The sequence below is a fragment of the Pseudomonas urethralis genome (assembly GCF_021602465.1).
Taxonomy (GTDB): Bacteria; Pseudomonadota; Gammaproteobacteria; order Pseudomonadales; family Pseudomonadaceae; genus Aquipseudomonas; species Aquipseudomonas vlassakiae.
On the sequence record NZ_BQIJ01000002.1, the window covers coordinates 394,827 to 420,584 of the forward strand.

The window sequence follows — 25,758 nt, forward strand, 5'->3', positions numbered from 1 at the left end:
CTGAAAAGTCATGCCAAGCGCATACAATCGGCCTTTTCCACATTAACCAGACAGGCCAAACCGTATATGGCGCTTGATCCACCCACGATGCTGACGATCACCATCGCCCTGGCCGCTGCGGCTGCGCTGTACCTGGCGATCGAGTGGCGCAGTGTCCGCGAATCGTCGTTGCTGTTCTGGAGCGCCGGTTTCGCCACGATCACCGTCGGTTCGACCCTGGCATTGTTGCGCGGGATCGGCCTGCTGCTGATCGGTATCTGGTTCGCCAATGGCTTGTTGGTGGTTGCCCACGCGTTCTTTCTGCTGGGCGTGGTGCGTTTCACCCAGGCCCGGCTGTCGCGGGCATGGCTGCTGATCGTGTTGATCTGGTTCGGCTTGTTGCTCCTGCCCGTGGGGCCGCAGTGGTCGAAACTGATGCTGATGGTCAATTCGCTGCTGGTGGCGTTGCTCACGCTCAAGGCCAGCTACCTGCTACGCCCGCATGGCAAGTCGCTGAGCGTGGGGGCGGTGCAGCTGCGTTACGTGCTGTTGATCCATGGCCTGTTCTACGCAGCCAAGGCGGCCGTCGCGGTGATACCGGGCACGTTGATCGACCTGGCGACCTTTGGCGGCCTGATCATCCAGGTTTCGCTGGTCGAAGGGGCGATGGCGATCATGCTGATCGCGCTGTCGATGACCGGCACCGAGCGCTATCGCCGTGAAGAACGCATCGCCCGGCTGGCTGCCCGCGATCCGCTGACGGCGTTGTACAACCGTCGGGCCCTGGAAGTGCGGGCGACGCACCTGTTCAAGGCGGTCAGCCCGGCTCAGCCGGGGGCGTTGCTGCTGATCGACATCGACAACTTCAAGCTGGTCAATGACCTGCATGGCCATGCGGCGGGTGACCGCCTGCTGATTGCCTTGAGCGAGATGATTCGTGCGGTGTTGCCGGAGCGTTCGTTGGCCGCACGATTGGGCGGCGATGAGTTCGTCATCCTGCTCAATGATGCCAGCAGCGAGCAGGTAGTGGCACTGGGCAGCCAGCTGCGCGACCAGTTCCAGCAGTTTGCCAGGGAGGCGATGCCGACCCCGCAGGCGGTGACCTTGAGTATCGGCGCCAACCTGTTCGACCAGCCGCCGGCCAGCCTGGCGGCGTTGATCGAGCAGGGGGATGTGGCGTTGTACCAGTCCAAGCGGGGCGGGCGTGACAGCATCCGCCTGGTTGACCGGACCTTGGTCAGTTCCATCAAGTAGCCGGGGACAGCGCAGCGGCCCCCGGCGACCTCAGGTCACTACCTGGTAGCACGGTACATAGGCGGCGCCGCCTGGCAGCTTCATCCGGTGCTGGTCGACAAACGCCTGCAACAGGCGCCCCAACGGTTCCAGCACCGCCGCATCACCGCGGATCTGATACGGCCCGTGCTCCTCGATCAGCCGGATCCCCTTGTCTTTCACGTTGCCCGCGACGATCCCGGAAAACGCCCGGCGCAGATTGGCCGCCAGCTCGTGGGCTGGCAGGTCACGGCGCAGGGCCAGTTCGGCCATGTTGGCGTGGGTCGGGTCGAACGGGTGCTGGAAGCCACCGTCGATCCTCAGCAGCCAGTTGAAGTGGAAGGCGTCATTGCGCTCGCGGCGGAACTGCTTGACCTCCTTGAGCCCCTCGACCATGCGCCGGGCCACTTCGGCCGGGTCATCGATGATGATCTGGTAGTGGCGTTGCGCGGCCTCGCCGAGGGTGGCACCGACGAAGGCATGCAGCTGCTGCAGGAAGGGTTCGGCACTGCGCGGCCCGGTGAGCACCACCGGGAAGGGCAGGGCCTGGTTGTCGGGGTGCATGAGGATGCCGAGCAGGTAGAGGAACTCCTCGGCAGTGCCGGCGCCGCCGGGGAAGATGATGATGCCGTGGCCGACGCGGACGAAGGCTTCCAGGCGCTTCTCGATGTCCGGCAGGATCACCAGCTCGTTGACGATCGGGTTCGGCGCCTCGGCGGCAATGATGCCCGGCTCGGTCAGGCCCAGGTAACGGCTGCCGTGCATGCGTTGCTTGGCATGGGCAATGGTCGCGCCCTTCATCGGGCCCTTCATCACGCCCGGGCCGCAGCCGGTGCAGATGTCCAGTTTGCGCAGGCCCAGTTCGTGGCCGACCTTCTTGGTGTACTGGTACTCCTCGCTGCTGATCGAGTGGCCACCCCAGCACACCACCATCTTCGGCTCCACGCCAGGGCGCAGGGTGCGGGCGTTGCGCAGCAGGTGGAAGACATAGTCGGTGATGCCCTGGGAGCTTTCCAGGTCGATGCGCTGGCTGGCCAGCTCGCTTTCGGTGTAGACGATGTCCCGCAGGGCGCTGAACAGCATTTCGCGGGTGCTGGCGATCATTTCACCATCGACGAAGGCGTCCGCCGGAGCGTTCAGCAGCTCCAGGCGCACGCCGCGGTCTTGCTGGTGGATGCGGACTTCGAAGTCCTTGTACGCCTCGAGAATGGTCTTGGCGTTGTCGACATGGGCGCCGGTGTTGAGAATGGCCAGGGCGCACTGGCGGAACAAAGTGTAGAGGCTGCCGGTACCGACTTCACTGAGTTGCTGGACTTCACGTTGCGACAGCGTCTCCAGGCTGCCTTTGGGGCTGACGGATGCATTGATGACATGGCGTTGAGGCATCTAAGTCGTTCCTGTGCAGGTAAAAACATCCTTGCAAGACAACACCATACCGATCAAGGCACGTCAACCTAAAAGGCGTTGCACACCGAGGGTGATTGCCAGGCCGCCCGCCACCAGCCACAGGTTGAGGACTGCCCCGGTGATCAGTGCCTTGGGCCCGGCCTGGCGGATCTGGCTCCAGCGGGTTTCCATGCCCAGCGCGGTCATGGCCATGGTCAGGGCGAAGGTGTCCAGGCTGTTGACCACCTGGGTGAGGCTGCCCGGCAGCAGGTTCAGCGAGTTCACCAGCACCAGGGCGAGGAAGCCGAAGGCGAACCAGGGCATGGCGATGCGGCCGTTGCCTTGTGCCTGGCCGGGCTGGCGCGAACGGCTGATCCACAGGCCGACCACCAGCAGCACCGGCACCAGCAGCATCACCCGGGTCATCTTGACGATGGTGGCAATGTGCGTGGCTTCGGGGCTGATGTTGCTGGCCGCGCCCACCACCTGCGCCACTTCGTGAATGGTCCCGCCGAGGAACAGGCCGGCGCCCAGGGTGTCCAGGTGCAGCCAGCCGGCGTTGATCGCTAGTGGATAGAGGAACATCGACAGGGTACCGAACAGCACCACGCTGCCAACCGCCATGGCGCTCTTGTGCGGGGCGCTGCGCAGCGCCGATTCGAACGCCAGCACGGCGGCAGCACCACAGATCGCACTGCCTGCTGCGGTGAGCAGGGCGGTATCGCGGTCCAGCTTGAACAGTCGGGTGCCGCACCACAGGCCGATCAGCAAGGTGCTGGCCACGACCAGCAACGATACCGTCAAGCCGGACCAGCCGACTTCGGCGATCTCCTGCAGGCTCACGCGCAGGCCGAAGAAGGCCACGGCGATGCGCAGCAACCCACGGGCCGAGAAGTTGATACCGGCTGCCCAGCTGGCCGGCACGCCATCGCGCAGGGCATTGCCATAGAGGGCGCCGGCGACGATGCCGACGATCAGCGGGCTGATGCCCAGGCCGGCGATGGCCGGCAGGGCTGCCAACTGGGTGACGGCGAGCGCGAACAGCGCGACGAACAGGATGCCGTTGAGCCGCCCTCGGGTGGTGAGGGTAGGCGCCAACGCGGGGTTGGAAGTTGCCGTGGCCATGTGAGTCCTCCGGAAAGTGTTTCGACATGGCCTACGTTAATCTGGTTATAAGCTTATAAAAAATCGTAATTTAGGATGGCAAATATCCGCTTAGCTGATATTTTTACCAGATGACCCCAGAACAGCTGATAACCTTCGCTACCGTAGCCGAGCACGGCAACATCAGCCATGCGGCCCTGGCCTTGCATCTGTCGCAACCGGCGGTGTCCGGTCAGCTCAAGTTGCTGCAGGAAGACTTTGGCGAACCCCTGTACCAGCGCGCCGGCCGCGGTGTGCGCCTGACCGCTGCCGGCGAGCAACTGCTGGCCCATGCCCAGCGCCTGCGTGACACCTTCCGCCAGGCCCAGGCCTTGTGCGAGGCCATGCGCGGGCTGGAGCGCGGCAGCTTGCGCGTCGGCGCCAGCACCACGCCGGCCAGCTACCTGCTGCCGTACCTGATTGCCGATTTTCACAAGCGCTACCCCGACGTGCTGGTCAGCACCTCCCACGGCAATACTGCGGAGATCGTCGCGGCGTTGGACAGTGTCGATATCGCCTTGATCGAGGGGCCGCCCGGGCAGGATCTGCCGTTGGGCACGCAGGTGACGGCGTGGCGCGAGGACGAGATCGTGGCCATCGTGCCGAGTGATCATCCGCTTGCCCAGGCCAAGGAGCATACCTTGGCGTCACTCGGCGCCTACCCGCTGGTACTGCGCGAAAGCGGCTCGGGGGTCAGGCAGATTGTCGAGCGGGCGTTTGCCCGCTATGGCGTAGCGATGCGCGTGGCGTTGGAAATTGCCGGGGTGGAGGGCGTGAAGGAGGCGGTGCGGGCCGGGATGGGCGTTGGGTTCGTCTCTGCCATGTCGATCCGCCATGAGGACGGGGCACTGCGGCAGGTGCGGATTGCGCCAGCGCCTCTGGTCAGGCGCTTTTCCATTCTGTTGCCCCATGCTGCCACGCCTTCGCGGGCGGCGGCGCGGTTCATGGAATTGTGCGTGGGGCGGCTCGATGATGCCGCGCGATGATGGGCCAGCCTTTGCCAGGCCAAAGGTGTCAGCCCTTCAGCCCTCATGAAGGCTCGGCAAAAGTGCGCTTGATCGTAGAACCCACAGTCGAGCGCAATGTCTGCCAGCAGCATCGTCGCGTCGAGCAGCAGTTGCTTGCTTTTCCTGATCCGTTGCTCGCGCATCCATTGCTGTGGCGGCACCCGGGTGCTTTCTTTGAACATTCTGCTGAAGTGGCTGCGCGACAGGGCGCATGCCTCGGCGAGCTCGGTCACCGATATGCCCACGTCCAGATGCGCCAGCATCATCTGCTTGGCGGTTCGCAATTGCCAAGGTTTGAGCTGCCTGGTCGATTTCAAGGCGAGCGTCGCCAGCACAGTGCAATCGCCACTGTTCATGAAGGTCCATTCCTGTTCGCGAGGGAAGAACGCTCAGCGGGCAGCTGTGCCCGCTGAGGGAGGCTGATGCAGGATCAGAGAGGCGCGGCAACCGGCGCCAAGGTGGGGCCATGCTTAACGCGCTCAGGCGCCTTGTGGACCATGGTGTAGGCGTAGTCAACGCCCATGCCGTACGCGCCGGAGTGCTCTTTGACCAGCTCCATCACGGCGTCGTAGGTTGCGCGGTTGTTCCAGTCGCGCTGCCACTCCAGGAGCACCTGTTGCCAGGTCACCGGCACGACGCCTGCCTGGATCATGCGCTGCATGGCGTAGTCGTGGGCCTCCTTGGTCGTGCCGCCGGAGGCATCGGCAACCATGTAGATTTCGTAGCCGGCATCGTGCATGGCGGACAGCGCGAATGTGGTGTTGCAGACCTCGGTCCACAGGCCGGAAACGATGATCTTGTTGCGGCCGTTTTTCTTCAGGGCATCACGAACCTTCTGATCGTCCCAGGAGTTCATCGAAGTCCGTTCCAGCAGCGGCGCCTCAGGGAATACCGCTAGCAGCTCGGGGTAGGTATGCCCGGAGAAGCTCTCGGTCTCGACCGTGGTGAAGAGGGTCGGCACGTTGAAGATCCTGGCCGCCTTGGCCAGGCCAACGGTGTTGTTCTTCAGCGTTTGTCGATCAATGCTCTGGACGCCGAAAGCCATCTGCGGTTGGTGATCGATGAAGATCAGCTGGCTGTTGAACGGGGTCAGGACTTCAGTGTTTGGCGTGCTCATTGCTATTCCCTGTGCTGGTTTGTGGTGACGGTTTGCTCAGCGGTTGTCGCCGAGTGCCAGCAAACGATAACCAAACCATCAGCGATGCGGTGGCGCACTTTTGCGTCGCTAAAGGCGCATTAATGCGCCACCGGTTGCGCTGGGTACGGTGCTAGCCTCTGCGCTACCCGGATCACTACGATCCGTCATTCACCTGGAGAATGCAGTGGCTGCATCACGACCTTTCAACGACGACACCGCCTACTGGGGCGTCCCCTGGGAAGCAAGCTACGGCTATCCGCAAGCCCGGCGGGTAGGTAACGAGATTTTCGTATCGGGCCAGTTCAACCATGACCAGGACGGCAATCTGGTTGCTCCGGCGCCTCTGGATGCCGACGGCAGACCGAGCGATTTCTCATCGATGGGGGAACAGATGCGTGTGGCCTATGACAACGTCTCATCGTTGCTCGCCCTCTACGGCGCCAGCCTTGATGATGTCGTCGAAGAAACCCTTTACGTGCTGGACATGGACGCAGCCTTCGCCGTGGTCGGCAAGGTACGCAAGGCGGCCTATGGTTCGGAACGCCCGCAGGCGGCGAGCAACATCATTGGTGTGTCGAGGCTCGCCCAACGCCCTCAGCTGATCGAAATCGCCTGCCGGGCGGTGATTGGCGCCAGAACCCGCTGACCTGCGTTCCCGCCATCAGCCTGTCAGGCCGGGACCGTCTGCTGCCCTTCGACCAGCGGTTTCAGGTCGGCAACGGCAGCCGCGCAGAAGGTCATGAAGGCTTTGACCCGCCAGGACTTGCGTATGTCCTGGTGGGTCAGCAACCACAGTTCGTCCTGCAGTTGCGGCACTACCGGGCCGACGCGAACCAGGCCTGGCGTAATGTCGCCCAGCATGCAGGGCAGGAACCCGTAACCCAGGCCCGCCGCAATGGCTGCGCTGGCTGCGGCCACTGAGTCGGTGCGATAGGCAATGGACTCGGGCGCAACCCTGGATTCGACATAGCTTGTCGCTTTCAAACCGCACAGCGCCGCGGAATAGGAAACCCATCCGTGGCCTTCGGCAAAGGGGTTGGCAGGTAGAGGCTGCTTGATGCTGGCATAGGGGGCCCAGGCGATGTTGGCCAACTTTCGGCCGACCAGGCTTTCCGCTGGCTTGCGGGTCGCACGGACGGCGATATCGGACTCATCGCGGGCAAGGCTCAGCGTCTCGTTGCCGACCAGCACTTCAATGGTTATGCCTTCATTGAGCGCTTTGAAGTCCGCGATGATCGGGGTGAGGAAGTACAGCAGCAATGAGTCGCTCGTGGTGATCCGCAGTTTGCCGAGGGGGCCTTGGCCGGCTCGGGAGACACGCCGCGTCACGCTCACGATGTCGAGTTCGACGCGCTCGGCCAGGGCACGCAATTCCGCACCTTCGGCCGTCAGCAAGTACCCGGCTTTACGGTGATCGAACAGCGCCACCCCGAGGGCTTTTTCGATCTGGGAGACCCGGCGCGATACCGTGGAAACGTTGATGCCAAGTTTCTTGGCCGTGGCGGAGCGATTGCCGCAGTCACTCAAGGTCTTGATGATTCGCAGGTCGTCCCAGGACAGCTGGCTGACCGCCTCACCTGCATCCCATTTGGGCCCGGTGGCGTTGACAGGGGTCGGCAGGGCACTTGCAGCTGAGGGTTTCACGGCGTTCATTCCAGGTACGGTGTGCAGATGATACGAGAAGGGGCGGGGGCAACCAAGATGACGCACCCGCTCGTCCAGGCGCTATCCATTCACCTTGAACACATGCTTCATGTAGGCCACGAAGTTCGCATCCCGGCACTGGGTCTTGCCCGGGCTGTCGGAGATCTTCGCCACTGGTGCGCCATTGCAGTCGGTCATCTTGATCACGATGTTCATCGGCTCTACCCCGGGGATATCGCAGGTCAGCCGGGTACCAATGCCGAAGCTCACGTTGATCCGCGTGTGCAACGCCCGGTACAGGCCCAGCGCCTTGGCGAAATCCAGGCCGTCGGAAAAGATCAGCGTCTTGCCTTTCGGGTCGATCCCCAGCCGCTCATAGTGGGCGATGGCTTTCTCCGCCCACACCAGCGGATCCCCAGAGTCGTGGCGCAGGCCGTCGAACAGCTTGGCGAAGTACAGGTCGAAATCGTCCAGGAAGGCGTCCATGGTGATGCAGTCGGTCAAGGCGATGCCGAGCAAGCCCCGGTACTCGCGCACCCAGGCTTCCAGTGCGGCGGCCTGGCTGTCGACCAGCCGTGGGCCGAGCTGCTGGTGGGCCATGAACCATTCGTGGGCCATGGTGCCGAGCGGCTTGAGTTCGAGCTCGCGAGCCAGGTGCACGTTGCTGGTGCCGACGAAGCGGCCGGGGAAGTCGTGCTTGAGCAGGTATACCACCTCTTCCTGCACCCGGTAGGAAAAGCGCCGCCGCGTCCCGAAGTCGGCGAGCTGGAAGCCGGCCAGCTCATCGGCACTGGCCTCGGCCTTGAGCCAGTCCATTTTCTGGTACAGGCGCTCGCCCACCTGCTCGATCGTGACATCGCGATAGCGGTAGCGATTGCGTACTTCGCTGATGATCGCCAGCAAGGGGATTTCGTAGAGGATCACGTGCAACCATGGCCCGCGCACACGGATCGCCAATTGCCCGGCTGCATCCAGGCCGACCTGCACATAGCGCAGGTTGAAGCGGAACAGGCTGAGGAAGCGGATGAAGTCCGGCTTGAGGAACGGGATCTTTTCCAGATAGGCCAGTTGGTCGTGGGTAACGGTGACTTCGCTCAGCAACTCTATCTGGTAACGGATTTCTGCCAGGTATGGGGAGAGGTCTTCGTTGTTGCGGCAGCGGAACTCCCATTCCACCTCGGCGTTGGGGTAATTGTGCAGCACCGCCTGCATCATGGTGATCTTGTAGAAGTCGGTGTCCAGCAGGTTCTGGATGATCCGTGGGCCGAAAACGCTTTCGCTCATGGGCGGTCTTCCTTGATCAGTGAGAGCTGGTAGTCGAGCGCGGCTTCATCGCCGCAGAGGATAACGCCCTCGGCGGCCAGTGCACCGCAGGCAGTGATGGCGCCTTCCTGGGTCAAGGCGCGACAGGCCGGCAGGTACAGCAGCACCTGGAAGCCAGCCTGGCGCAATTGCCGGGCAGTGGTCTTGACGCAGTAGTCCAGGGCCAGGCCGCCGACGATCACCGCGCCGACCTGCTGCACCTTGAGGTATTCGATGACCCCGGTGGAGCGGCGCTCGGCGAGGTCGTGGTAGCAGGCGCCGTAGGGGTGCAGGTCGGGTTCGACGCCTTTCCAGACAAAGTAGTCGTAATCGATCGGGGCGGGCAGGCCCGGCAGCAGCTCGAAGCCGGGGGTGCCGGGAACGCAGTGGCTGACCCAGGTCAGGTCGGCATTGGCCAGGGCAAGCGGTTGCAGCATCTGGCCGGGTTCGGCCACCACCCAGGCGGCGTTGGCCGGGTGGGCGTCCTTGCTGCCCAGGCGCAGGTCGGCGCGCAACGCCATGGCGTTGAGGTCCGGGGCGATCTCGTTGCCTTCCGGTACCGGCAGCTCCTGAGGGGCGTTGGCGGTGAAGCCGTTCTGCGCGTCGACATCGAAACTGGCGATCTTCATGGCGGGTCTCCTCGCTGGAATGGCTATATAATTCACCTGGTGTAATAAGTGTGTCAAGTGACAATTCATTCGGGCTTTAGGGTTGCCATACTTAGAAGCTCTGGTGGATTATTGCGCGGATGAACAAGGAGCCCCCGGTGAGTACAGTCGAAGTCCTGGCCAGTGTCGATATCGTCGCCCTGCGCCTGGCCCCAGATGCCCAGCATCTGCAAGTGTTATTGCACCGACGGGAGCGCGAGCCCCATGTCGGCCAGTGGGCGTTGCCTGGCGTGATCGTCAATGGTCGCATCCCGGACACCAGCCTGGAGGGCGCTGCCGAACGCGCCTTGCGGGAGAAAGCCCAGGTGCTGCCGCGCCACCTGGAACAGGTGGGTACCGAAGGCAATGCTTTCCGCGACCCGCGGGGCTGGTCGTTGAGTACCTACTACCTGGCCTTGCTCGACACGCATCAGCAGGTCGAGGGTGACCAATTGGCGTTTTTCGACCTGGACAGCGTGATTGACCGCAAGGTGTTGCTGCCGTTCGACCACAACCTGCTGGTCGAGCGCGCGCGCGAGCGGTTGGCTTCCAAGACGGTGTACAGCAGTTTGCCGCTGTATCTGCTGGCGCAGAAGTTCACCGTGCTCGATGCGCTGGGGGCGGTGCAGGCATGCCTCGGGCAGGCGGTGAACAACACCTCGCTGCGCAAGCGCCTGGAGCGCCTGCGTGAGCTGGGTTGGGTGCGCGATACCGGGGAGAAGAACCAGCCCAGGCTGGGCCGGCCGCAGCAGTTGTATCAGTACACGCCGCAGGGCGATGGGGTGTTCATGTTCGATCGCAGCCTGTTGCCGGAAGGCGCCTGAGCGGCGCAGGATGCGCTGTTCTCATTCTTCGCCGTAATTCATGATCGACAGCAGGCGGATCGGCACCTGCACCAGTTGCTCCGGGCCATGCGGGGTTTCGCCATCGAAGGTCAGGCTGTCGCCGGCTTGCATGCGGTAGAGCTGGTTGCCGTGGCGGTAGACCAGTTCCCCCTCCAGCAAATGCAGGAACTCGGTACCGGGGTGGGCGAAGGTCGGGAATTCCTCGCTGGCGTCGTCCATGGTCACCATGTACGCCTCGAAGTGCTTCTTCGGCCCCCTGGCGTGATTGAGCAAATGGTAGGTATGGCCCTTCTCGGTGCCGCGGCGCACCACCTCCAGCCCTTCACCGGCCTTGACCAGCAAGGCATTGCCATCGGGCTGGTCATATTGGCTGAACAGCTTGGCCATCGGCATGCCCAGCACATCGCACAGGCGGCTCAGGGTATCGAGGCTGGTGGACACCTGGGCGTTCTCGATCTTGCTCAGCATGCCCTGGCTGATGCCGGCGATGCGCGCCACATCGGCGAGCTTGAGTGACTGGGCCTGGCGCTGGCGCTTGATCTGCAGGCCCAGGTACTGCTCGAGGCGAAGGCGGGGTTCGGTTTCGGTTGGCATCGAATGTCCTGCACGTTTTCAGTTCAAGAATAAATATTTCGCACTGAGAAAGTGCGAAAGGTAGCTGCGTTGGCGGCATCTTTCCTCGGGTGAAAACAAGTTTCCCATAAGTAGCGCATAAAAACCTGCAAGGTTTTGTGCTGTCTGGTCCGGCCTCATCGCGGCTCAAGCTACACAAGACTCTCACGTTGAACAGAGCTGGCAAGCACATTGCATTCCTGTAAAGAAATTAAGTTTCTCATGCGGAATTAGTGCCCCTCACCCAGGAGTGATCAACCCATGTTGCCAGCAGAAACCCAGCGCACCCTCGACCAGTACGGCATCAAGTATGTGTTGGCGCAGTTCGTCGATATCCACGGTGCGGCAAAGACCAAGTCGGTGCCGGTATCGGGCCTCAAGATGGTGGCTGAAGAGGGTGCCGGCTTTGCCGGGTTCGCCATCTGCGGCATGGGCATGGAGCCCCATGGCCCGGATTTCATGGCCCGTGGCGACTTGTCCACGCTGATTCCTGTGCCGTGGCAGCCTGGCTATGGGCGGGTGGTGTGCGTGGGCCACGTCAACGGCCAGCCCTGGCCCTACGACAGCCGCCACGTATTACAGCAGCAGGTACAGCGCCTGGCCGACAAGGGCTGGACCCTGAACACCGGCCTTGAACCCGAGTTCAGCCTGTTCCGCCGTGACGAAGGCGGCAAGCTGCAACTGGTGGACGCCTCCGACAACCTCGACAAGCCTTGCTACGACTACAAGGGCTTGTCGCGTTCGCGGCTGTTCCTCGAACGCCTCACCGAGGCCCTGCAGCCGGTCGGCTTCGACATCTACCAGATCGACCACGAAGACGCCAACGGCCAGTTCGAGATCAACTACACCTACAGCGACGCCCTGGAGTCGGCCGACCGCTTCACCTTCTTCCGCATGGCCGCCGGCGAGATCGCCAATGACCTGGGCATGATCTGCTCGTTCATGCCCAAGCCAGACCCCAAGCGCGCCGGCAATGGCATGCACTTCCACCTGTCGCTGGCCAGCAGCAGCAACAACAACCTGTTCCACGACCCGTCTGACAGCAGCGGCATGGGCCTGTCGAAACTGGCCTACCACTTCGCCGCCGGCCTGCTGGCCCACGGCCCGGCGCTGTGCGCCTTCGCCGCACCCACGGTCAACTCGTACAAGCGTCTTGTCGTCGGCCGTTCGCTGTCCGGTGCCACCTGGGCCCCGGCCTTCGTTGCCTACGGCGCCAACAACCGTTCGGCGATGGTGCGCATCCCCTATGGCCGCCTGGAGTTCCGCCTGCCAGACGCCGGTTGCAACCCCTACCTGGTCACCGCGGCGATCATCGCCGCCGGCCTCGACGGCATCGATCGCCAGCTGGAACCGGGCGAGATGTGCAACGAGAACCTCTACACCCTGAGCCTGGAAGAGATCGCTGCACGTGGCATCAAGACGTTGCCGCAGTCGCTCAAGGAGGCCGCCGATGCGCTGGAGGCCGACCCGCTGTTTCGCGAGGTGCTCGGTGCCGAGATCGTCGACGAGTTCATCCGGCTCAAGCGCATGGAGTGGGTGGAGTACAGCCGCCACGTCTCCGACTGGGAAATCCAGCGTTACACCGAGTTCTTCTGACCGCCAACCCTGTCCCTGGGTAGCGGCAACAGCAGCGGCTACCCACTGCCTAGAAGGAGTATCACCATGTGTGGAATCGTAGGTCTGTACCTGAAACGACCGGAGCTGGAAGCCCAGCTCGGCAAGCTCTTCGAGCCCATGCTCGAAGCCATGACCGACCGTGGCCCCGACAGCGCCGGCTTCGCCATCTACGGTGACGAAGTGGCCGATGGCTGGGTCAAGCTGACCCTGCAGGCGACGGACATCCACTACCCGTGGGCGGCCCTGATGGGCCAGCTGGAAGGGCGCCTGGGGTGCTCGCTGGACTGGTTGCAGAACGCCAGCGCGGCAGTGCTCAAGGTACACACCAGCGAAACCGCCGCCCGCCAGGCCCTGGGCGAATTGGCCCCGGACGTGCGCATCATGAGCGCCGGGCAGAGCATCGAGATCCTCAAGGGCATGGGCCTGCCAGCGGACATCTCCAGCCGCTTCGGCCTGGCCGGCATGCAGGGCAGCCACATCATCGGCCATACCCGCATGGCCACCGAAAGCGCCGTGACCATGGAGGGCAGCCACCCGTTCTCCACCGGCGCCGACCTGTGCCTGGTGCACAACGGCTCGCTGTCCAACCACTTCCGCCTGCGCCAGGCACTCAAGCGCGAAGGCATCAGCTTCGAGACCGACAACGACAGCGAGGTGGCGGCCGGCTACCTGACCTGGCGCCTGCAACAGGGCGACACCCTGGCCCAGGCCCTGGATGGCGCGCTGGCAGACCTGGATGGCTTCTTCACCTTCGCCATCGGCACCCGCAATGGCTTTGCCGTGATCCGCGACCCGATCGCCTGCAAGCCGGCCGTGCTGGCCGAGACCGACGACTACGTGGCCATGGCCTCCGAGTACCAGGCCCTGGCCAGCCTGCCGGGCATCGACAAGGCCAAGGTCTGGGAGCCCGCGCCCGCCACCCTCTACGTCTGGGAGCGCGAGAGCGCCTGACCCTCGAACTACTGGAGACATTCATGAAGACGATCGACCTTTCCAGCGCCTCGGTGCGCGTACTCAACCAGTCCCTGCATGGCCAGGTGCAGGACCGCGAATGGCGAGTGACCCACCCCGACGGCAAGCACAACCTGGCGGTGGGCATCAACGCGGCCGTTTCAGTGGATATCGAAGGCCATGCCGGCTACTACTGCGCAGGCATGAACCAGCAGGCCAGCGTCACCGTGCACGGCAACGTTGGCGTCGGCGTGGCCGAGAACATGATGTCCGGCTCGGTGCGGGTCAAGGGCAGCGCCTCCCAGGCCGCCGGCGCCACCGCCCATGGTGGGTTGCTGGTGATCGAGGGCGATGCCGGCGCGCGTTGCGGCATTTCCATGAAAGGCGTGGACATCGTGGTCGGCGGCAGCATCGGCCACATGAGCTGCTTCATGGGCCAGGCCGGGCGTTTGGTCGTCTGTGGCGATGCCGGCGATGCCCTGGGCGATTCGCTCTATGAGGTGCGCATCTACGTCAAGGGCTCGGTGCAATCGCTGGGCTCGGATTGCATCGAGAAAGAGATGCGCGCCGAGCACCTGCAGGAGCTGCAGGAACTGCTGAACAAGGCGGGCCTTGCGCACAAGGCCGCCGATTTCAAACGCTACGGCTCGGCCCGCCAGCTGTACAACTTCAAAGTCGACAACGCCAGCGCGTACTGATCCAGGAGCATTCCCATGAGCGAGCAATTCCCCCCGGTACTGCGTGAGTCGGCCACTTTCGATCGCCTGACCATCCAGGAAATCCAGCGTGCCGCCGAAACCGGCATCTACGACATTCGCGGCGGTGGCACCAAGCGCCGCGTGCCGCACTTCGACGACCTGCTGCTGCTCGGCGCCAGCGTGTCGCGCTACCCGTTGGAAGGCTATCGCGAAAAATGCGGCACCGACGTGGTGCTGGGCAACCGCTTCGCCAAGAAGCCGATCCACCTGAAGATCCCGGTGACCATCGCCGGCATGAGCTTCGGTGCGCTGTCGGCCAACGCCAAGGAGGCCTTGGGCCGTGGCGCGACCCTCGCCGGTACCAGCACCACCACCGGCGACGGCGGCATGACCCCGGAAGAGCGTGGTCAGTCGCAGCACCTGGTCTATCAGTACCTGCCTTCACGCTATGGCATGAACCCCGACGACCTGCGCAAGGCCGATGCCATCGAGATCGTCCTCGGCCAGGGCGCCAAGCCGGGCGGTGGCGGCATGCTGCTGGGCATGAAGGTGACCGAGCGCGTGGCCGGCATGCGCACCTTGCCGATCGGCGTCGACCAGCGCAGCGCCTGCCGCCACCCGGACTGGACCGGCCCGGACGACCTGGCGATCAAGATTGCCGAGATCCGTGAAATCACCGACTGGGAAAAACCGATCTACGTCAAGATCGGCGCCAGCCGCCCGTACTACGACGTCAAGCTGGCGGTGAAGGCCGGCGCCGACGTGATTGTGCTCGACGGCATGCAGGGCGGCACTGCGGCGACCCAGGAAGTGTTCATCGAGCATGTCGGCATCCCGATCCTGCCGGCCATTCCACAGGCGGTGCAGGCGCTGCAGGAGATGGGCATGCACCGCAAGGTGCAGCTGATCGTCTCCGGTGGCATCCGTAACGGTGCCGACGTGGCCAAGGCGATGGCGTTGGGTGCCGATGCCGTGGCCATCGGTACGGCGGCGCTGATCGCCTTGGGCGACAACCACCCGCGGCTGGACGCTGAGCTGAAGAAGATCGGCTCGGCCGCCGGGTTCTATGATGACTGGCAGAACGGCCGCGACCCGGCCGGCATCACCACCCAGGACCCGGACCTGGCCAAGCGCCTCGACCCGGAGGAGGCCGGCCGGCGCCTGGCCAACTACCTGAGGGTGCTGGTGCTGGAAGCGCAGACCATGGCTCGCGCCTGCGGCAAGTCGCACCTGCACAACCTCGACCCCGAAGACCTGGTGGCGCTCACCGTCGAAGCCGCCGCCATGGCCCGGGTGCCGCTGGCCGGCACCGCCTGGGTGCCGGGCCAGGCCCCGTACTGATCCCCCCGACACCGCAGGCCTGCGCGCAGGCGGTGTTCAACCTCGGTTTCACCCTGGTGGGCGTGGACTGTGCCGGGATCGTCAGCTGGTTGCTGACCGGTGTGTTTGCCGCGCCGGCGTTTGAAGAGGAAGAGCAGGGGCTGGACCTGGCTGAGCACAGTGAGCGGGCTTATAACCTGTGTTTCGCCTGTGCTGGCCTCTCGCGGATAAATCCGCTCCTACAGGGGATCGCCTGTCCCTGTAGGAGCGGATTTATCCGCGAGAGGCCAGCACAGGTTCAATCAGTGCCCCATGGCGAGCTTGGCACTGGCCTGCCGACGACGGTAGGCACTGTCACGACTGGCCAGCCACCCGTACAGCGGCGAGGTCACTGCCAGGCCCACCAGCCACGACAGGTCAGCCCCGTTGATGTGCTCGGAGATCGGCCCGACGTACAGCGGCGTGTTCATGAACGGAATCTGCACCACGATACCCACCACATAGGCAATCAGCGCCTGGGGATTGTAACGGCCGTAAATGCCGCCATCGACTTTGAAGATCGACTGGATGTCGTACTCGCCCTTGTGGATCGCATAGAAGTCGATCAGGTTGATCGCCGTCCACGGCACCAGCACCACCAACAGCACCAGCACCATGTCGACGAAGTGGCCAATGAAGTCGGCCGAGGCGAACACCGCGACCACGCAGCAGGCGGCCAGCACGATCAGCGACAGCACCGCACGGCTCTTGGCGGTGGGGATCCAGCGGTAGGCGAAGGTCTGCACCAGGGTGATGATCGACAGCACCGCGCCATACAGGTTGAGGGCGTTGTGGCTGATCACGCTGAGCAGGAACAGCACCAGCATCACCGGGCCCAGGGTGCCGGTGGCGAGCTTGACTGCATCCATGGTGTCCACACCTGCCGGGATCGCCAGCACCGCCACGGCGCCGAAGATGAACGACAGGCTCGAACCCAGCGCCGAACCCAGGTAGGTGGTCCAGAAGGTCGAGCTGACTTTCACGTCTGCCGGCAGGTAGCGCGAGTAGTCCGACACGTAAGGGGCGAAGGCGATCTGCCACAGCGCTGCCAGCGACACGGTCGCCAGCCAGCCGGCCAGGTTGAAGCCGCCACGGGTGAGGAAGTCGTCACTTTGCACATGGCTGAAAATGTAGCCGAAGCCGACCACGATGCCGATGCCCAGCACCCAGGTGCCGATGCGGTTGAGCACGTGGATGAAGCGGTAGCCGATGATGCCGATGATGCCCGACCCCAACGCACCGATGACGATGCCCACCGGCACCGGTACGGCCTCGACCACCCCATGCAGCGACTTGCCAGCCAAAACGATGTTGGAGGCGAAGAAGCCGATGTACATCACCCCGGCGATCACCACCACCAGCAAGGCGCCGAGGGTGCCGAACTGGGCGCGGCTCTGGATCATCTGCGGGATACCCATCTGCGGGCCCTGGGCCGAGTGCAACGCCATCAGCACGCCGCCGACCAGGTGGCCGACCAGGATGGCGACGATGCCCCAGACCAGGTTCAGGTGAAACAGCTGCACGCCCAGCGCGCCGGTGACGATGGGCAGCGGCGCGATGTTGCCGCCGAACCACAGTGTGAACAGATCCCTTACCTTTCCATGGCGGTCTTGCGGCGGTACATAGCCGATCGTGTGTTTTTCAATGAGGGGTGCCGAATTGGCTGCACTGGTCATGACTGACTCCAAGGCAAGGTGGGGCATCGGGTGCTGCCCGGATGCGTGCCGGCGAAGGGCGACGCGTTCTTGTTGGAGCGATGATGCGGGGCGCGGGGATAACGAGAAATTAGTAAATATGTGCCCATAAACCTTAAAAAACCTAAGGCTGACAAAAGGTTAAGCGCAGGACGCTAGCAAGCAGGGTGCCAGTTGGCTGGAGGACTTGGGCTAGAGGGGCTTGCTGCTTGCAGGGGATAGGGCGCGTGAACTGCACGGGTGCGTTGTGCGCGTTAACAGTGCAGCTTGAGACGCTACATCGGCAGCAGCCGATCCTGAATGACCTCTTTCATCACCAAGGTCGAACTCAGGCGTTTCACATTGGGAATGCTGGTCAACTGCTCGTCATACAGCTTCTGGAAAGCCGGCAAGTCCTTGGCCACTACATGCAGCAGGTAATCCGGGTCGCCGAACAGCCGCTGGGCCTCGACGATCTGCGGAATCTCCGCCAGCGCCGCCTCGAAATCCGCCACCGGCTGGCGGGTTACCTCGCGCAGGGTGACGAACACCAGCGCGGCAAAGTTCAGCCCCAATGCGCTGGGCGCCAGGCGCGCGTGGTAGCCGAGGATGGCGCCAGACTCCTCCAGCGCCTTCAATCGCCGATGGCAAGGGGACAGGCTGAGGCCGACACGGTCGGCCAGCTCAGTCACCGAGAGGCGACCGTCTTTTTGCAGTTCAGCAAGGATCTTTCGGTCTGTTCGGTCCACTGGGAAGAATCTTCCAGAAAAAATGACTAGAGGGGAAATATACGAAAGAAAATCCCCTGGCGGAATCCGTAGGCTTTCTTCACCCGAAAACTGTGTGAAAGGAAGACTCAAGTGGCAATCAGCTTGCTGACCGCGTTCTGGGCCGTGTCGTTGTTGTTCGTGATTACCCCCGGTGCCGACTGGGCCTATGCCATCTCCGCCGGGATGCGCGGGCGCTGGGTAATGCCTGCGGTGGCGGGCATGTTGTCAGGGCATTTGCTCGCCACCCTGGTGGTGGCGGCAGGGGTGGGCAGCCTGCTGGCTGGCCACCCGCTGGCGATGACCCTGCTGACCCTGGCTGGCTGCGCCTACCTGTTGTGGTTGGGCGGCAACCTGCTGCTGAGCCCGGCTGCGCCAGAAGCCGCGCAGGCCAGCGTGGGCGAGTCGGGATCGCGCTGGGCGTTCAAGGGCTTTTGCGTGAGCGGGCTCAACCCGAAGGTGTTTCTGTTGTTCCTGGCCTTGTTGCCGCAGTTCACCGACCCGCACTCCAGCTGGCCGGTGCCATTGCAGATCCTGCTGCTGGGGCTGGTGCACCTGTGCAGTTCGCTGGTCATCTATTCGCTGGTGGGTTACGGCGCCAAGGCGGTGTTGAGCAGCCGACCCGGCGCAGCCAGGTGGGTGGGGCGCGTGTCAGGCATGGCGATGGTGGCGGTGGCGCTGGGGTTGATTGCCGGCCAGCTGCGCTGAACGGCGCACCGCTGATCGCCCGGTAAAATTCAGCGGAACGAACGGCTGGTTGCAGGTCTCCTATCCACAGATGGATGGCAATGTGCCCGGGACCTCCCAGACATGAGATCGCTTCAGCAACACAACACGGACACCCTGATACCGCCGACGAATTTCTTGCTCAACGGCGGCAGCATTGGCAACTTGCTGCAGACAATGGACTGGAGTAGCTCGCCGCTGGGCCCGCCACATACCTGGTCGCCGCACCTGCAGGCGGTGATGGCCATGCTGCTACCGGCGCAAGCACAGTTCGTCCTGTTCTGGGGCGAGGCCTATGTGGCCCTGTACAACGATGCCTACGCCCCGACGATCGGCACCAAGCACCCTGATGCGCTCGGGCGGCCAGCGCACGAGTACTGGAGCGAACTGTGGGACGACCTCGAGCCGCTGTTGCGCGGCGTGCGTGAAACCGGTCAGACCTTCTGGGCCAAGGATCGCCCGTTCTATATAGAACGCCGGGGCCTTGGCGAAACCGTCTATTTCGACGTGTCCTATTCGGCTGTGCGCGAAGCCGATGGCAGCGTCGGCGGCGTATTGTGCCTGGTCGCCGACACCACCGAGCGGGTGCGCTTCCAGCAGCGCCAGGCATTCTTGCTGGAATTGGGCCGGACCTTGCCAGGGCTGGGCGAGGCCGAGCGCATCGAGGCCTATGCGGTCAAGCGCCTGGCACAGGAGCTGGGTGCTGCACGGGTGTGCTTCGGTGAGGATCAGGGCGACGGCCGTGGTTTCCGGGTGGCCCACGACTGGGCCGACGGCTTGCCCTCCATGGTCGGTCAGCATGACTACGCCACCTTTGGCGCGACGCTGCGAGAGCAGTTGGCGGCGGGCCAGGCGGTGCAGCAGGTCTACCAGGCACACCGCGACGGCTTGTGCGCCACGCTGCATGTCCCCGTGCTGCGCGCCGGGCGCCTGGAGGCGATGCTGGGCGTGCACTTCCATACCCCGCGCCAGTGTTTTGAAGACGATTGTCAGTTGGTCGAGGAAGCGGCCAAGCAGACCTGGGCCGCCATCACCCACGCCCGTGCCGAGCGGGCGCTGCACCTGCTCAACGAAAGCCTGGAGGACCGCGTCGCGGCGGTGCTGGCCGAGCGCGAGGCGGCCATGTTGCAGTTGCACGAGGCTCATAAGCTGGAAATGATCGGGCAGTTGACCGGTGGCATCGCCCACGACCTCAACAACATGCTCACGCCGATCATCGCCTCGTTCGAACTGCTGCGCCGGCACCCGCAATCCGAACGTGCCCCGCGCCTGATCGAAGGCGGCCTGCAGGCGGCCGAGCGGGCGCGCAACCTGGTGGGGCGCCTGCTCAGTTTCGCCCGGCGCCAGACGCTCAAGCCGCGGCCGGTGTCGCTGGCGGACCTGGTGGTGGACATGCGCGAGCTGATGGCCCGCTCGCTAGGGCCGACCATCGCCGTTCAGGTGCAGATAGACCCGGCACTGCCCTCGGTGGTGGCCGACCCCCACCAATTGGAACTGGCTTTGCTCAACCTGGTGGTCAATGCCCGGGACGCCATGCCCGACGGCGGAGCGCTGCAGATCAGGGCCGGCCTGGATGCCGACGGCCCGCCCCGGCCATCGGGCCTGGCTGCGTCGCGCCTCCTCTGGTTGCAGGTGCGTGACAACGGTTGCGGCATGGATGAAGAGCAGTTGCGCCGTTGCATCGAGCCGTTCTACTCGACCAAGGGCGTGGGTAAGGGAACCGGCCTGGGGCTGCCGATGGTTCAGGGCCTGGCGCTGCAGTCGGGTGGGGGCTTCGCCATCGATTCGCAGGTGGGGCAGGGCACGACGGCCACGTTGTGGTTGCCGCTCAGCGATGTGGCGGCGCCTTGCAAGGACAGCGAAATGCCCGAGGCGCCGCAGGCTGACCGGCCCTACCGTGTACTGCTGGTGGATGATGAGGAAATCGTGCGCCATGCCACCGCCGCGCAGTTGCGCGACCTGGGTTATGACGTGACCGAGGCTGGCAATGCGGCGGCGGCACTGCATCTGCTGGAGCGGGGCTGGCTACCGGACGGGCTGGTCACCGACCATGTCATGGCCGACATGACCGGTGTGCGTTTTGCCCAACAGATGCGCGAGCGGCGGGTGGATCTACCGGTGCTGATCATCACCGGTTATGCCAACCTCACGCCGCGTGAACTCAAGGGTTTCGAAGTGCTGCGCAAGCCTTACCGGCAGGCGGAACTGGCGCAGAGTGTCGCGCGTTTGCTGGCCAACCCGCGTTAACGGGCGGTGCCGGCGCTGAGGCCGGCACGCCTCAGCGCATGAAATGCACCTTGCCGGTGTCGTCATTGCCCATGTAGATGCCGTACACCCCGGCCTGGCGCTCGAGGATGTAGCGCTCGAGAATCTGTCGGATCGCCGGGTAATAGATGTCGTCCCAGGGAATCTCGTCAGGGGCGAAGAACTGGTACGCCAGCGTCTCCGGCCCATACTGCCCGGTCTCCTCGGTGGCGATGGCGCGGAAGATGATGTACACCTCGCTGATCTTCGGCACGCTGAAGATCGAGTAGGGCGAGACGATATCGGCGCGCACGCCGCTTTCTTCCCAGACCTCGCGCAAGGCTGCCTGCTCGGTGGTCTCGCCGGCTTCCATGAACCCGGCCGGCAAGGTCCAGGTGCCCGGGCGCGGCGGGATGGCGCGCTGGCACAGCAGGTACTTGCCGTCACGCTCGATAATGCAGCCGGCGATGATCTTCGGGTTGATGTAATGGATATAGCCGCAGCGGTTGCAGTGCAGGCGTTCGTGGCTGTCGCCGGCGGGAACGCCCCGGGCCAGCTCCGTGGTGCAGTGTGGGCAGTAGCGCGGGGCGTTGGGCATGGTCAGCGGCCTGTGCGGGGCTTATATACGTGGATCCTTCAGGGCCAGGGGCTCGACCATGTCGCGCACCTTGGGGTTGTCGTCCTGCTTCTGGCGCAGGTATTCCAGGGCCACTTTGGCGGCGGCGCGCACGTGATCGACCGAGGCCTGGTGGGCCACCAGCGGGTCGCCGCTCTTGATCGCCTCGACGATCTTTTCCATTTCACGGTTACTGGCACCGCGGCGGTTCTCCTGCGACACCGAGGTAGCCCGCAGGTAGCTGATGCGTGCCTGCAGCTGGCGCAGCTGCTGCGCTGCAACCTGGTTGCCGGAGCCTTCCAGCAGCACGTCGTAGAAGCCTTGTACCGAGTCCAGCACCTGCTGCAGCTCGCCTTCTTCCAGGGCTTCGCGGTTGACTTCGAGCGCGCGCTCCAGGGCACGGATGTCCTTGGCCTTGGCGTTGAGGGTAAATAGCTGCACGATCAGGCCTTCGAGCACGCAGCGCAGCTCGTAGATGTCGCGGGCGTCTTCCAGGGTAATGATGGCCACGCGCGGGCCCTTGGCATCGGCGAATTCCACCAGGCCTTCGGACTCCAGGTGGCGCAGCGCTTCGCGCACCGAGGTGCGGCTGACGCCGAGGCGGTCGCAGAGGTCGCGCTCGACCAGGCGGTCGCCCGGCAGCAGGTGGAAGTTCATGATCGCGCCGCGCAGCTTGTCGAGCACGATTTCGCGCAGGGTAACGGGGTTGCGATTGACCTTGAAGCTGTCGTCGAGGGGCTGGCGTTTCATCAAGTGCGCTCTGAATGAGGCTGCACGTCCGCAACCGCAATAGCACCCCGAACCATCGGTGCTCCTTGCGTGGGTTCGAACAGCCCGCGGTTAACGGGTTGACTCCGCATCGGCTTCTGCGAACGCTTCGCGGGCCAGGCGGAAGCTGTCCACCGCCGCGGGCACGCCGCAATAAATGCCGACCTGGAGCAGGATCTCGCGAATCTGTTCACGGCTCAGGCCATTACGCAATGCGCCGCGAATATGCAGCTTGAGCTCGTGGGGCCGGTTGAGCGCGGAAATCATGGCCAAGTTTATCATGCTGCGCTCTTTCAGCGAGAGGCCTTCGCGGCCCCAGACATGGCCCCAGCAATACTCGGTGACCAGCTCCTGCAACGGCTGGGTGAACTCATCGGCATTCTTGATCGAGCGGTTGACGTACTCTTCGCCCAGCACCTGGGTGCGGATCTGCAGGCCTTTCTCGTACTTTTCGTTACTCATGCGCAGTACTCCGGATTAAAACAGGGGCCGCAACCGAGGGTGAGACGATTGGCGCGGCCCCTGAAAAACAGGGTCATCGGTGCTGGTCAATCAGCCCAGCGGCGGCAGGGCGCCCAGCTTGCCTTTGTGGTAGACCATCGGCGTCACCGGCTCGGCCGGCAGCACCAGGTTCTTCACCGCGCCGACGATGATCGCGTGGTCGCCGCCGTCGTATTCGCGCCACAGTTCGCACTCGATGATCGCGGTGGCCCTGGTCAGCAGCGGGTTGCCCAGTTCGCTCAGCTGCCACTCGATGCCTTTGGCCTTGTCCTTGCCCTTGCCGGCGAAGGCGTAGGCCTCGGCGGTCTGGTCGGCGGACAGCAGGTGAATGGCGAACTGCTTGCTGTCACGCAGGATCGGGTAGGTGTCCGAAGCGTAATTGGGGCAGAACAGCACCAGCGCCGGCTCGATCGACAACGCGCTGAACGCGCTGGCGGTGATGCCGACGATGCCGCCGTCGGCGTCCAGGGTGGTGACCACGGTGACGCCGGACGGGAACGAGCCCATCACGTCTTTGTAGATGCCTGGTTCGATCATCTCGTGTTTCTCCTAGCGCATCACGAACGGGTCGGGCATCGGCGCGGTGGACAGGTTGATCCACACGGTCTTCAGCTCGGTATAGGCCAGCACCGAATCGATGCCGCTCTCGCGGCCGTAGCCGCTGTTCTTGAACCCGCCGATCGGCGCCATGGCCGACACGGCGCGGTAGGTGTTGACCCAGATGATCCCCGAACGCACATCGCGGGCCAGACGGTGGGCACGCCCCAGGTCGCGGGTCCAGATGCCGGCAGCGAGGCCGAACTGCGAGTCGTTGGCGATGGCCAGCGCCTCTTCTTCGGTCTTGAAGCGGATCACCGCAGCGACCGGGCCGAACACCTCTTCCTGCATGATGGTCATCGAGTTGCTGTCGCACTCGAACAGGGTCGGCTCGTAGAACCAGCCGTCACCCTCGACCTCGGCCCGTTTGCCGCCCATGTGCAGCTTGGCGCCTTCGGCCTTGGCCGCGGCGACCAGGCCTTCGACCACGGCCAGCTGCTGTGCGGTGGCCATCGGGCCCATTTCGCTGGCGTCGTCCTGCGGGTTGCCGATGCGGATGCGCTTGGCGCGGGCAATCAGGCGCTCGACGAATTCGTCGAAGATCTCGTCCTGTACCAGCAGGCGCGAACCGGCCACGCAGCTCTGGCCGGAGGCCGCATAGATGCCGGCCACGGCGCCGTTGATGGCGCTGTCCAGGTCAGCGTCGGCGAAGATGATGTTGGGCGACTTGCCGCCCAGTTCCAGCGACAACTTGGCAAAGTTCTCGGCGCTGCTGCGCACCACATGGCGAGCAGTGGCGGCGCCGCCGGTGAAGGCGATCTTGCGCACCAGCGGGTGACGGGTCAGGGCTGCGCCGGTGCTTGGGCCGTAGCCGGTGACCACGTTGACCACGCCGGCCGGGAAGCCGGCTTCGAGGGCCAGACGAGCCAGTTCGAGGATGGTCGCCGAGGCGTGCTCGGACGGCTTGAGCACGATGGTGTTGCCGGCGGCCAGGGCCGGTGCCAGCTTGATCGCGGTCAGGTACAACGGGCTGTTCCACGGGATGATCCCGGCCACCACGCCGATCGGCTCATGCACGGTGTAGGCGAACAGGTCCGGCTTGTCCAGCGGCAGGGTGCCGCCTTCGAGCTTGTCGGCCAGGCCGGCGGTGTAATGGAAGAACTCTGGCAGATAACCGACCTGGCCACGGGTTTCGCGGATCAGCTTGCCGTTGTCACGGCTTTCCAGCTGGGCCAGGTGCTCCTTGTTCTCGGCGATCAGGTCGCCCAGGCGACGCAGCAGCTTGCCGCGCGCAGTGGCGGTGATGCTGCGCCATTGCTGGCTGTCGAAGGCACGCTGGGCGGCCTGGACGGCCAGCTCGACATCGGCTTCGTCGGCGTCGGGCAGTTGCGCCCAGGCCTGGGCAGTGGCCGGGTTGAGGCTGTCGAAGGTCTTGCCGCTCTGGGCATCGAGCCATTGGCCGTCGATGCACATCTGGAAACGAACGAGGGTCATGCAACAATCCCCTTGGCGGATTCGGTGAGGGTGCGGGCTTGGGCGAGGAAGTCCAGCAGCATCTTGTTGACTTCCCGGGGTGCTTCCACTGGCATCATATGCCGTTGCTCGGCGAGGACCACGCTTTGTGCGCCAGGAATGCTGGCGGCGAGCTGGCGGGTCATGGCCGGAGTGGAGCCCGAGTCGAGTTCGCCGGTGGCGATCAAGGTCGGTACCTGAATGCTGCCCAGGTCGCCGGCGCGGTACATGTCCTGGGTGGCGAACAGCGAATAAGTGGTGTGGTAACCCTGCGGGTCGTTGTTCGCCAGCACTTGGCGAATGGCCGCGACCTGCGCCGGGTTGGCAGCCTTGTATTCACGGCTGAACCAGCGGTCGAGCGCAGCGTCGACGTTGGCGTCGGGGCCGAGCTCCGCAGCCTGGGCGGCGCGGGCGATAACGCCGGCACTCTGTTCAGGGGTGCGGTTGAACACGCTGTTGAGCACTACCAGCGCAGCCAGGCGCTGCGGGTAGTGGAGGGCGAATGCACGGGCGACCAGGCCACCCATGGAGAAGCCGATCACGGTGGCTTGTTGAATCTGCAGGTGGTCGAGCAGTTCGGCCAGCTGGGCGGCATAGCCTTCCAGGCCGATGTCGGCGGCCGGCAGCGCGCTCTGGCCGTGGCCGAGCATGTCGTAGGTGATGACGCGGTAATCATTGGCCAGGCCAACGATCTGCCCGCCCCACATTTCCTTGTTCAGGCCCACGCCGTGGATCAGTACCACAGGTTGGCCCTGGCCGACGGACAGGTAGCTGGTGCCGGCGGGTGTACGTTCAGCGACAGGCTGAATCATGG

25 protein-coding genes and 1 pseudogene are annotated in these 25,758 nt (G+C 64.2%); 10 read left to right on the forward strand and 16 right to left on the reverse strand.

Annotation, left to right across the window (positions count from 1 at the left end):
* The first annotated feature begins 66 nt into the window (after positions 1-66).
* Positions 67-1,233 (forward strand): GGDEF domain-containing protein, encoded by a 1,167-nt coding sequence (locus tag L6D64_RS04670; RefSeq protein WP_176509019.1) that lies wholly within the window; start codon positions 67-69, stop codon positions 1,231-1,233.
* A gap of 30 nt (positions 1,234-1,263) precedes the next feature.
* Here L6D64_RS04670 and ppnN read toward each other — a convergent pair whose 3' ends face one another.
* Both ppnN and L6D64_RS04680 read right to left on the reverse strand, forming a co-directional pair.
* On the reverse strand, positions 1,264-2,637 hold the full coding sequence (ppnN, locus tag L6D64_RS04675) for a nucleotide 5'-monophosphate nucleosidase PpnN (RefSeq protein WP_176509018.1): 1,374 nt from the start codon (positions 2,635-2,637) through the stop codon (positions 1,264-1,266).
* 63 nt (positions 2,638-2,700) lie between these two features.
* Positions 2,701-3,762 carry a YeiH family protein gene (locus tag L6D64_RS04680; RefSeq protein WP_176509017.1) on the reverse strand — a complete coding sequence of 354 codons (1,062 nt, stop codon included), beginning with the start codon at positions 3,760-3,762 and terminating at the stop codon, positions 2,701-2,703.
* A 110-nt stretch (positions 3,763-3,872) separates the two neighbouring features.
* Between L6D64_RS04680 and L6D64_RS04685 the strand changes: the two genes are divergently transcribed.
* On the forward strand, positions 3,873-4,766 hold the full coding sequence (locus L6D64_RS04685; protein WP_176509016.1) for a LysR family transcriptional regulator: 894 nt from the start codon (positions 3,873-3,875) through the stop codon (positions 4,764-4,766).
* A 2-nt stretch (positions 4,767-4,768) separates the two neighbouring features.
* On the opposite strand, the pseudogene L6D64_RS04690 reads toward L6D64_RS04685, so the two are convergent.
* Together L6D64_RS04690 and L6D64_RS04695 are read right to left on the reverse strand one after the other, a co-directional pair.
* Positions 4,769-5,143, reverse strand: a pseudogene (locus L6D64_RS04690) (helix-turn-helix transcriptional regulator); the annotation flags it as partial.
* A gap of 74 nt (positions 5,144-5,217) precedes the next feature.
* Positions 5,218-5,904, reverse strand: a complete 687-nt coding sequence (locus L6D64_RS04695) for a hydrolase (RefSeq protein ID WP_176509015.1) — start codon at positions 5,902-5,904, stop codon at positions 5,218-5,220.
* A gap of 205 nt (positions 5,905-6,109) precedes the next feature.
* Here L6D64_RS04695 and L6D64_RS04700 point away from each other — a divergent pair, with 205 nt between their 5' ends.
* Positions 6,110-6,571, forward strand: a complete 462-nt coding sequence (locus tag L6D64_RS04700) for a RidA family protein (protein ID WP_176509014.1) — start codon at positions 6,110-6,112, stop codon at positions 6,569-6,571.
* Between the two features lie 23 nt (positions 6,572-6,594).
* Here L6D64_RS04700 and L6D64_RS04705 read toward each other — a convergent pair whose 3' ends face one another.
* The 3 genes from L6D64_RS04705 to L6D64_RS04715 form a co-directional block, all read right to left on the reverse strand.
* Positions 6,595-7,578, reverse strand: a complete 984-nt coding sequence (locus L6D64_RS04705) for a LysR family transcriptional regulator (RefSeq protein ID WP_176509013.1) — start codon at positions 7,576-7,578, stop codon at positions 6,595-6,597.
* A gap of 72 nt (positions 7,579-7,650) precedes the next feature.
* Positions 7,651-8,853 (reverse strand): nicotinate phosphoribosyltransferase, encoded by a 1,203-nt coding sequence (pncB, locus tag L6D64_RS04710; RefSeq protein ID WP_176509012.1) that lies wholly within the window; start codon positions 8,851-8,853, stop codon positions 7,651-7,653.
* Positions 8,850-9,500: a nicotinamidase gene (locus L6D64_RS04715; RefSeq protein WP_176509011.1), complete on the reverse strand. Its 651-nt coding sequence runs from the start codon at positions 9,498-9,500 to the stop codon at positions 8,850-8,852. Before L6D64_RS04715 ends, pncB begins: the two co-directional genes overlap by 4 nt.
* A 137-nt stretch (positions 9,501-9,637) precedes the next feature.
* On the opposite strand from L6D64_RS04715, the gene L6D64_RS04720 reads away from it, so the two are divergent.
* Positions 9,638-10,342: an NUDIX hydrolase gene (locus tag L6D64_RS04720; RefSeq protein WP_176509010.1), complete on the forward strand. Its 705-nt coding sequence runs from the start codon at positions 9,638-9,640 to the stop codon at positions 10,340-10,342.
* Between the two features lie 21 nt (positions 10,343-10,363).
* On the opposite strand, the gene L6D64_RS04725 is transcribed toward L6D64_RS04720, so the two are convergent.
* Entirely contained in the window at positions 10,364-10,957 is a 594-nt protein-coding gene (locus L6D64_RS04725; protein ID WP_176509009.1) for a helix-turn-helix domain-containing protein, read from the reverse strand.
* 279 nt (positions 10,958-11,236) lie between these two features.
* Between L6D64_RS04725 and glnT the strand changes: the two genes are divergently transcribed.
* The 4 genes from glnT to L6D64_RS04745 all read left to right on the forward strand — a co-directional run bounded on the left by glnT (position 11,237) and on the right by L6D64_RS04745 (position 15,582).
* Positions 11,237-12,571 carry a type III glutamate--ammonia ligase gene (gene glnT, locus L6D64_RS04730; RefSeq protein ID WP_176509008.1) on the forward strand — a complete coding sequence of 445 codons (1,335 nt, stop codon included), beginning with the start codon at positions 11,237-11,239 and terminating at the stop codon, positions 12,569-12,571.
* Between the two features lie 66 nt (positions 12,572-12,637).
* Complete coding sequence (locus L6D64_RS04735) at positions 12,638-13,543, forward strand: class II glutamine amidotransferase (protein ID WP_176509007.1); 906 nt, start codon at positions 12,638-12,640, stop codon at positions 13,541-13,543.
* Between the two features lie 23 nt (positions 13,544-13,566).
* Positions 13,567-14,241 carry a GltB/FmdC/FwdC-like GXGXG domain-containing protein gene (locus tag L6D64_RS04740; protein WP_176509006.1) on the forward strand — a complete coding sequence of 225 codons (675 nt, stop codon included), beginning with the start codon at positions 13,567-13,569 and terminating at the stop codon, positions 14,239-14,241.
* Between the two features lie 15 nt (positions 14,242-14,256).
* Positions 14,257-15,582 (forward strand): FMN-binding glutamate synthase family protein, encoded by a 1,326-nt coding sequence (locus tag L6D64_RS04745; RefSeq protein WP_176509005.1) that lies wholly within the window; start codon positions 14,257-14,259, stop codon positions 15,580-15,582.
* A gap of 281 nt (positions 15,583-15,863) precedes the next feature.
* On the opposite strand, the gene L6D64_RS04750 is transcribed toward L6D64_RS04745, so the two are convergent.
* Both L6D64_RS04750 and L6D64_RS04755 read right to left on the reverse strand, forming a co-directional pair.
* The gene (locus L6D64_RS04750) at positions 15,864-17,276 is read right to left on the reverse strand and encodes a purine-cytosine permease family protein (RefSeq protein WP_176509004.1); all 1,413 of its coding nucleotides are present in this window, start codon (positions 17,274-17,276) and stop codon (positions 15,864-15,866) included.
* A 293-nt stretch (positions 17,277-17,569) separates the two neighbouring features.
* Positions 17,570-18,022, reverse strand: coding sequence for an Lrp/AsnC family transcriptional regulator (locus L6D64_RS04755; RefSeq protein WP_015270735.1), 453 nt, complete (start codon positions 18,020-18,022; stop codon positions 17,570-17,572).
* Positions 18,023-18,133: 111 nt separating this feature from the next.
* On the opposite strand from L6D64_RS04755, the gene L6D64_RS04760 reads away from it, so the two are divergent.
* Together L6D64_RS04760 and L6D64_RS04765 are read left to right on the forward strand one after the other, a co-directional pair.
* Positions 18,134-18,748, forward strand: a complete 615-nt coding sequence (locus tag L6D64_RS04760; RefSeq protein WP_176509003.1) for a LysE family translocator — start codon at positions 18,134-18,136, stop codon at positions 18,746-18,748.
* 102 nt (positions 18,749-18,850) lie between these two features.
* Complete coding sequence (locus tag L6D64_RS04765) at positions 18,851-21,013, forward strand: hybrid sensor histidine kinase/response regulator (RefSeq protein WP_176509002.1); 2,163 nt, start codon at positions 18,851-18,853, stop codon at positions 21,011-21,013.
* Between the two features lie 31 nt (positions 21,014-21,044).
* Here the strand turns inward: L6D64_RS04765 and L6D64_RS04770 are convergent, their stop codons facing one another.
* The 6 genes from L6D64_RS04770 to L6D64_RS04795 all read right to left on the reverse strand — a co-directional run bounded on the left by L6D64_RS04770 (position 21,045) and on the right by L6D64_RS04795 (position 25,756).
* Entirely contained in the window at positions 21,045-21,608 is a 564-nt protein-coding gene (locus tag L6D64_RS04770; RefSeq protein WP_176509001.1) for an NUDIX hydrolase, read from the reverse strand.
* Between the two features lie 21 nt (positions 21,609-21,629).
* Complete coding sequence (locus tag L6D64_RS04775; RefSeq protein WP_054885128.1) at positions 21,630-22,376, reverse strand: GntR family transcriptional regulator; 747 nt, start codon at positions 22,374-22,376, stop codon at positions 21,630-21,632.
* A 90-nt stretch (positions 22,377-22,466) separates the two neighbouring features.
* Positions 22,467-22,856: a carboxymuconolactone decarboxylase family protein gene (locus L6D64_RS04780; protein ID WP_176509000.1), complete on the reverse strand. Its 390-nt coding sequence runs from the start codon at positions 22,854-22,856 to the stop codon at positions 22,467-22,469.
* Positions 22,857-22,946: 90 nt separating this feature from the next.
* On the reverse strand, positions 22,947-23,432 hold the full coding sequence (locus tag L6D64_RS04785) for a flavin reductase family protein (RefSeq protein WP_176508999.1): 486 nt from the start codon (positions 23,430-23,432) through the stop codon (positions 22,947-22,949).
* A 12-nt stretch (positions 23,433-23,444) separates the two neighbouring features.
* A complete protein-coding gene (locus tag L6D64_RS04790) occupies positions 23,445-24,926 on the reverse strand; it encodes an aldehyde dehydrogenase (protein WP_176508998.1) in 1,482 nt (493 codons plus the stop codon).
* Positions 24,923-25,756: an alpha/beta fold hydrolase gene (locus tag L6D64_RS04795; protein ID WP_176508997.1), complete on the reverse strand. Its 834-nt coding sequence runs from the start codon at positions 25,754-25,756 to the stop codon at positions 24,923-24,925. The genes L6D64_RS04790 and L6D64_RS04795 overlap by 4 nt, the downstream gene beginning before the upstream one ends.
* Positions 25,757-25,758 lie beyond the last annotated feature (2 nt).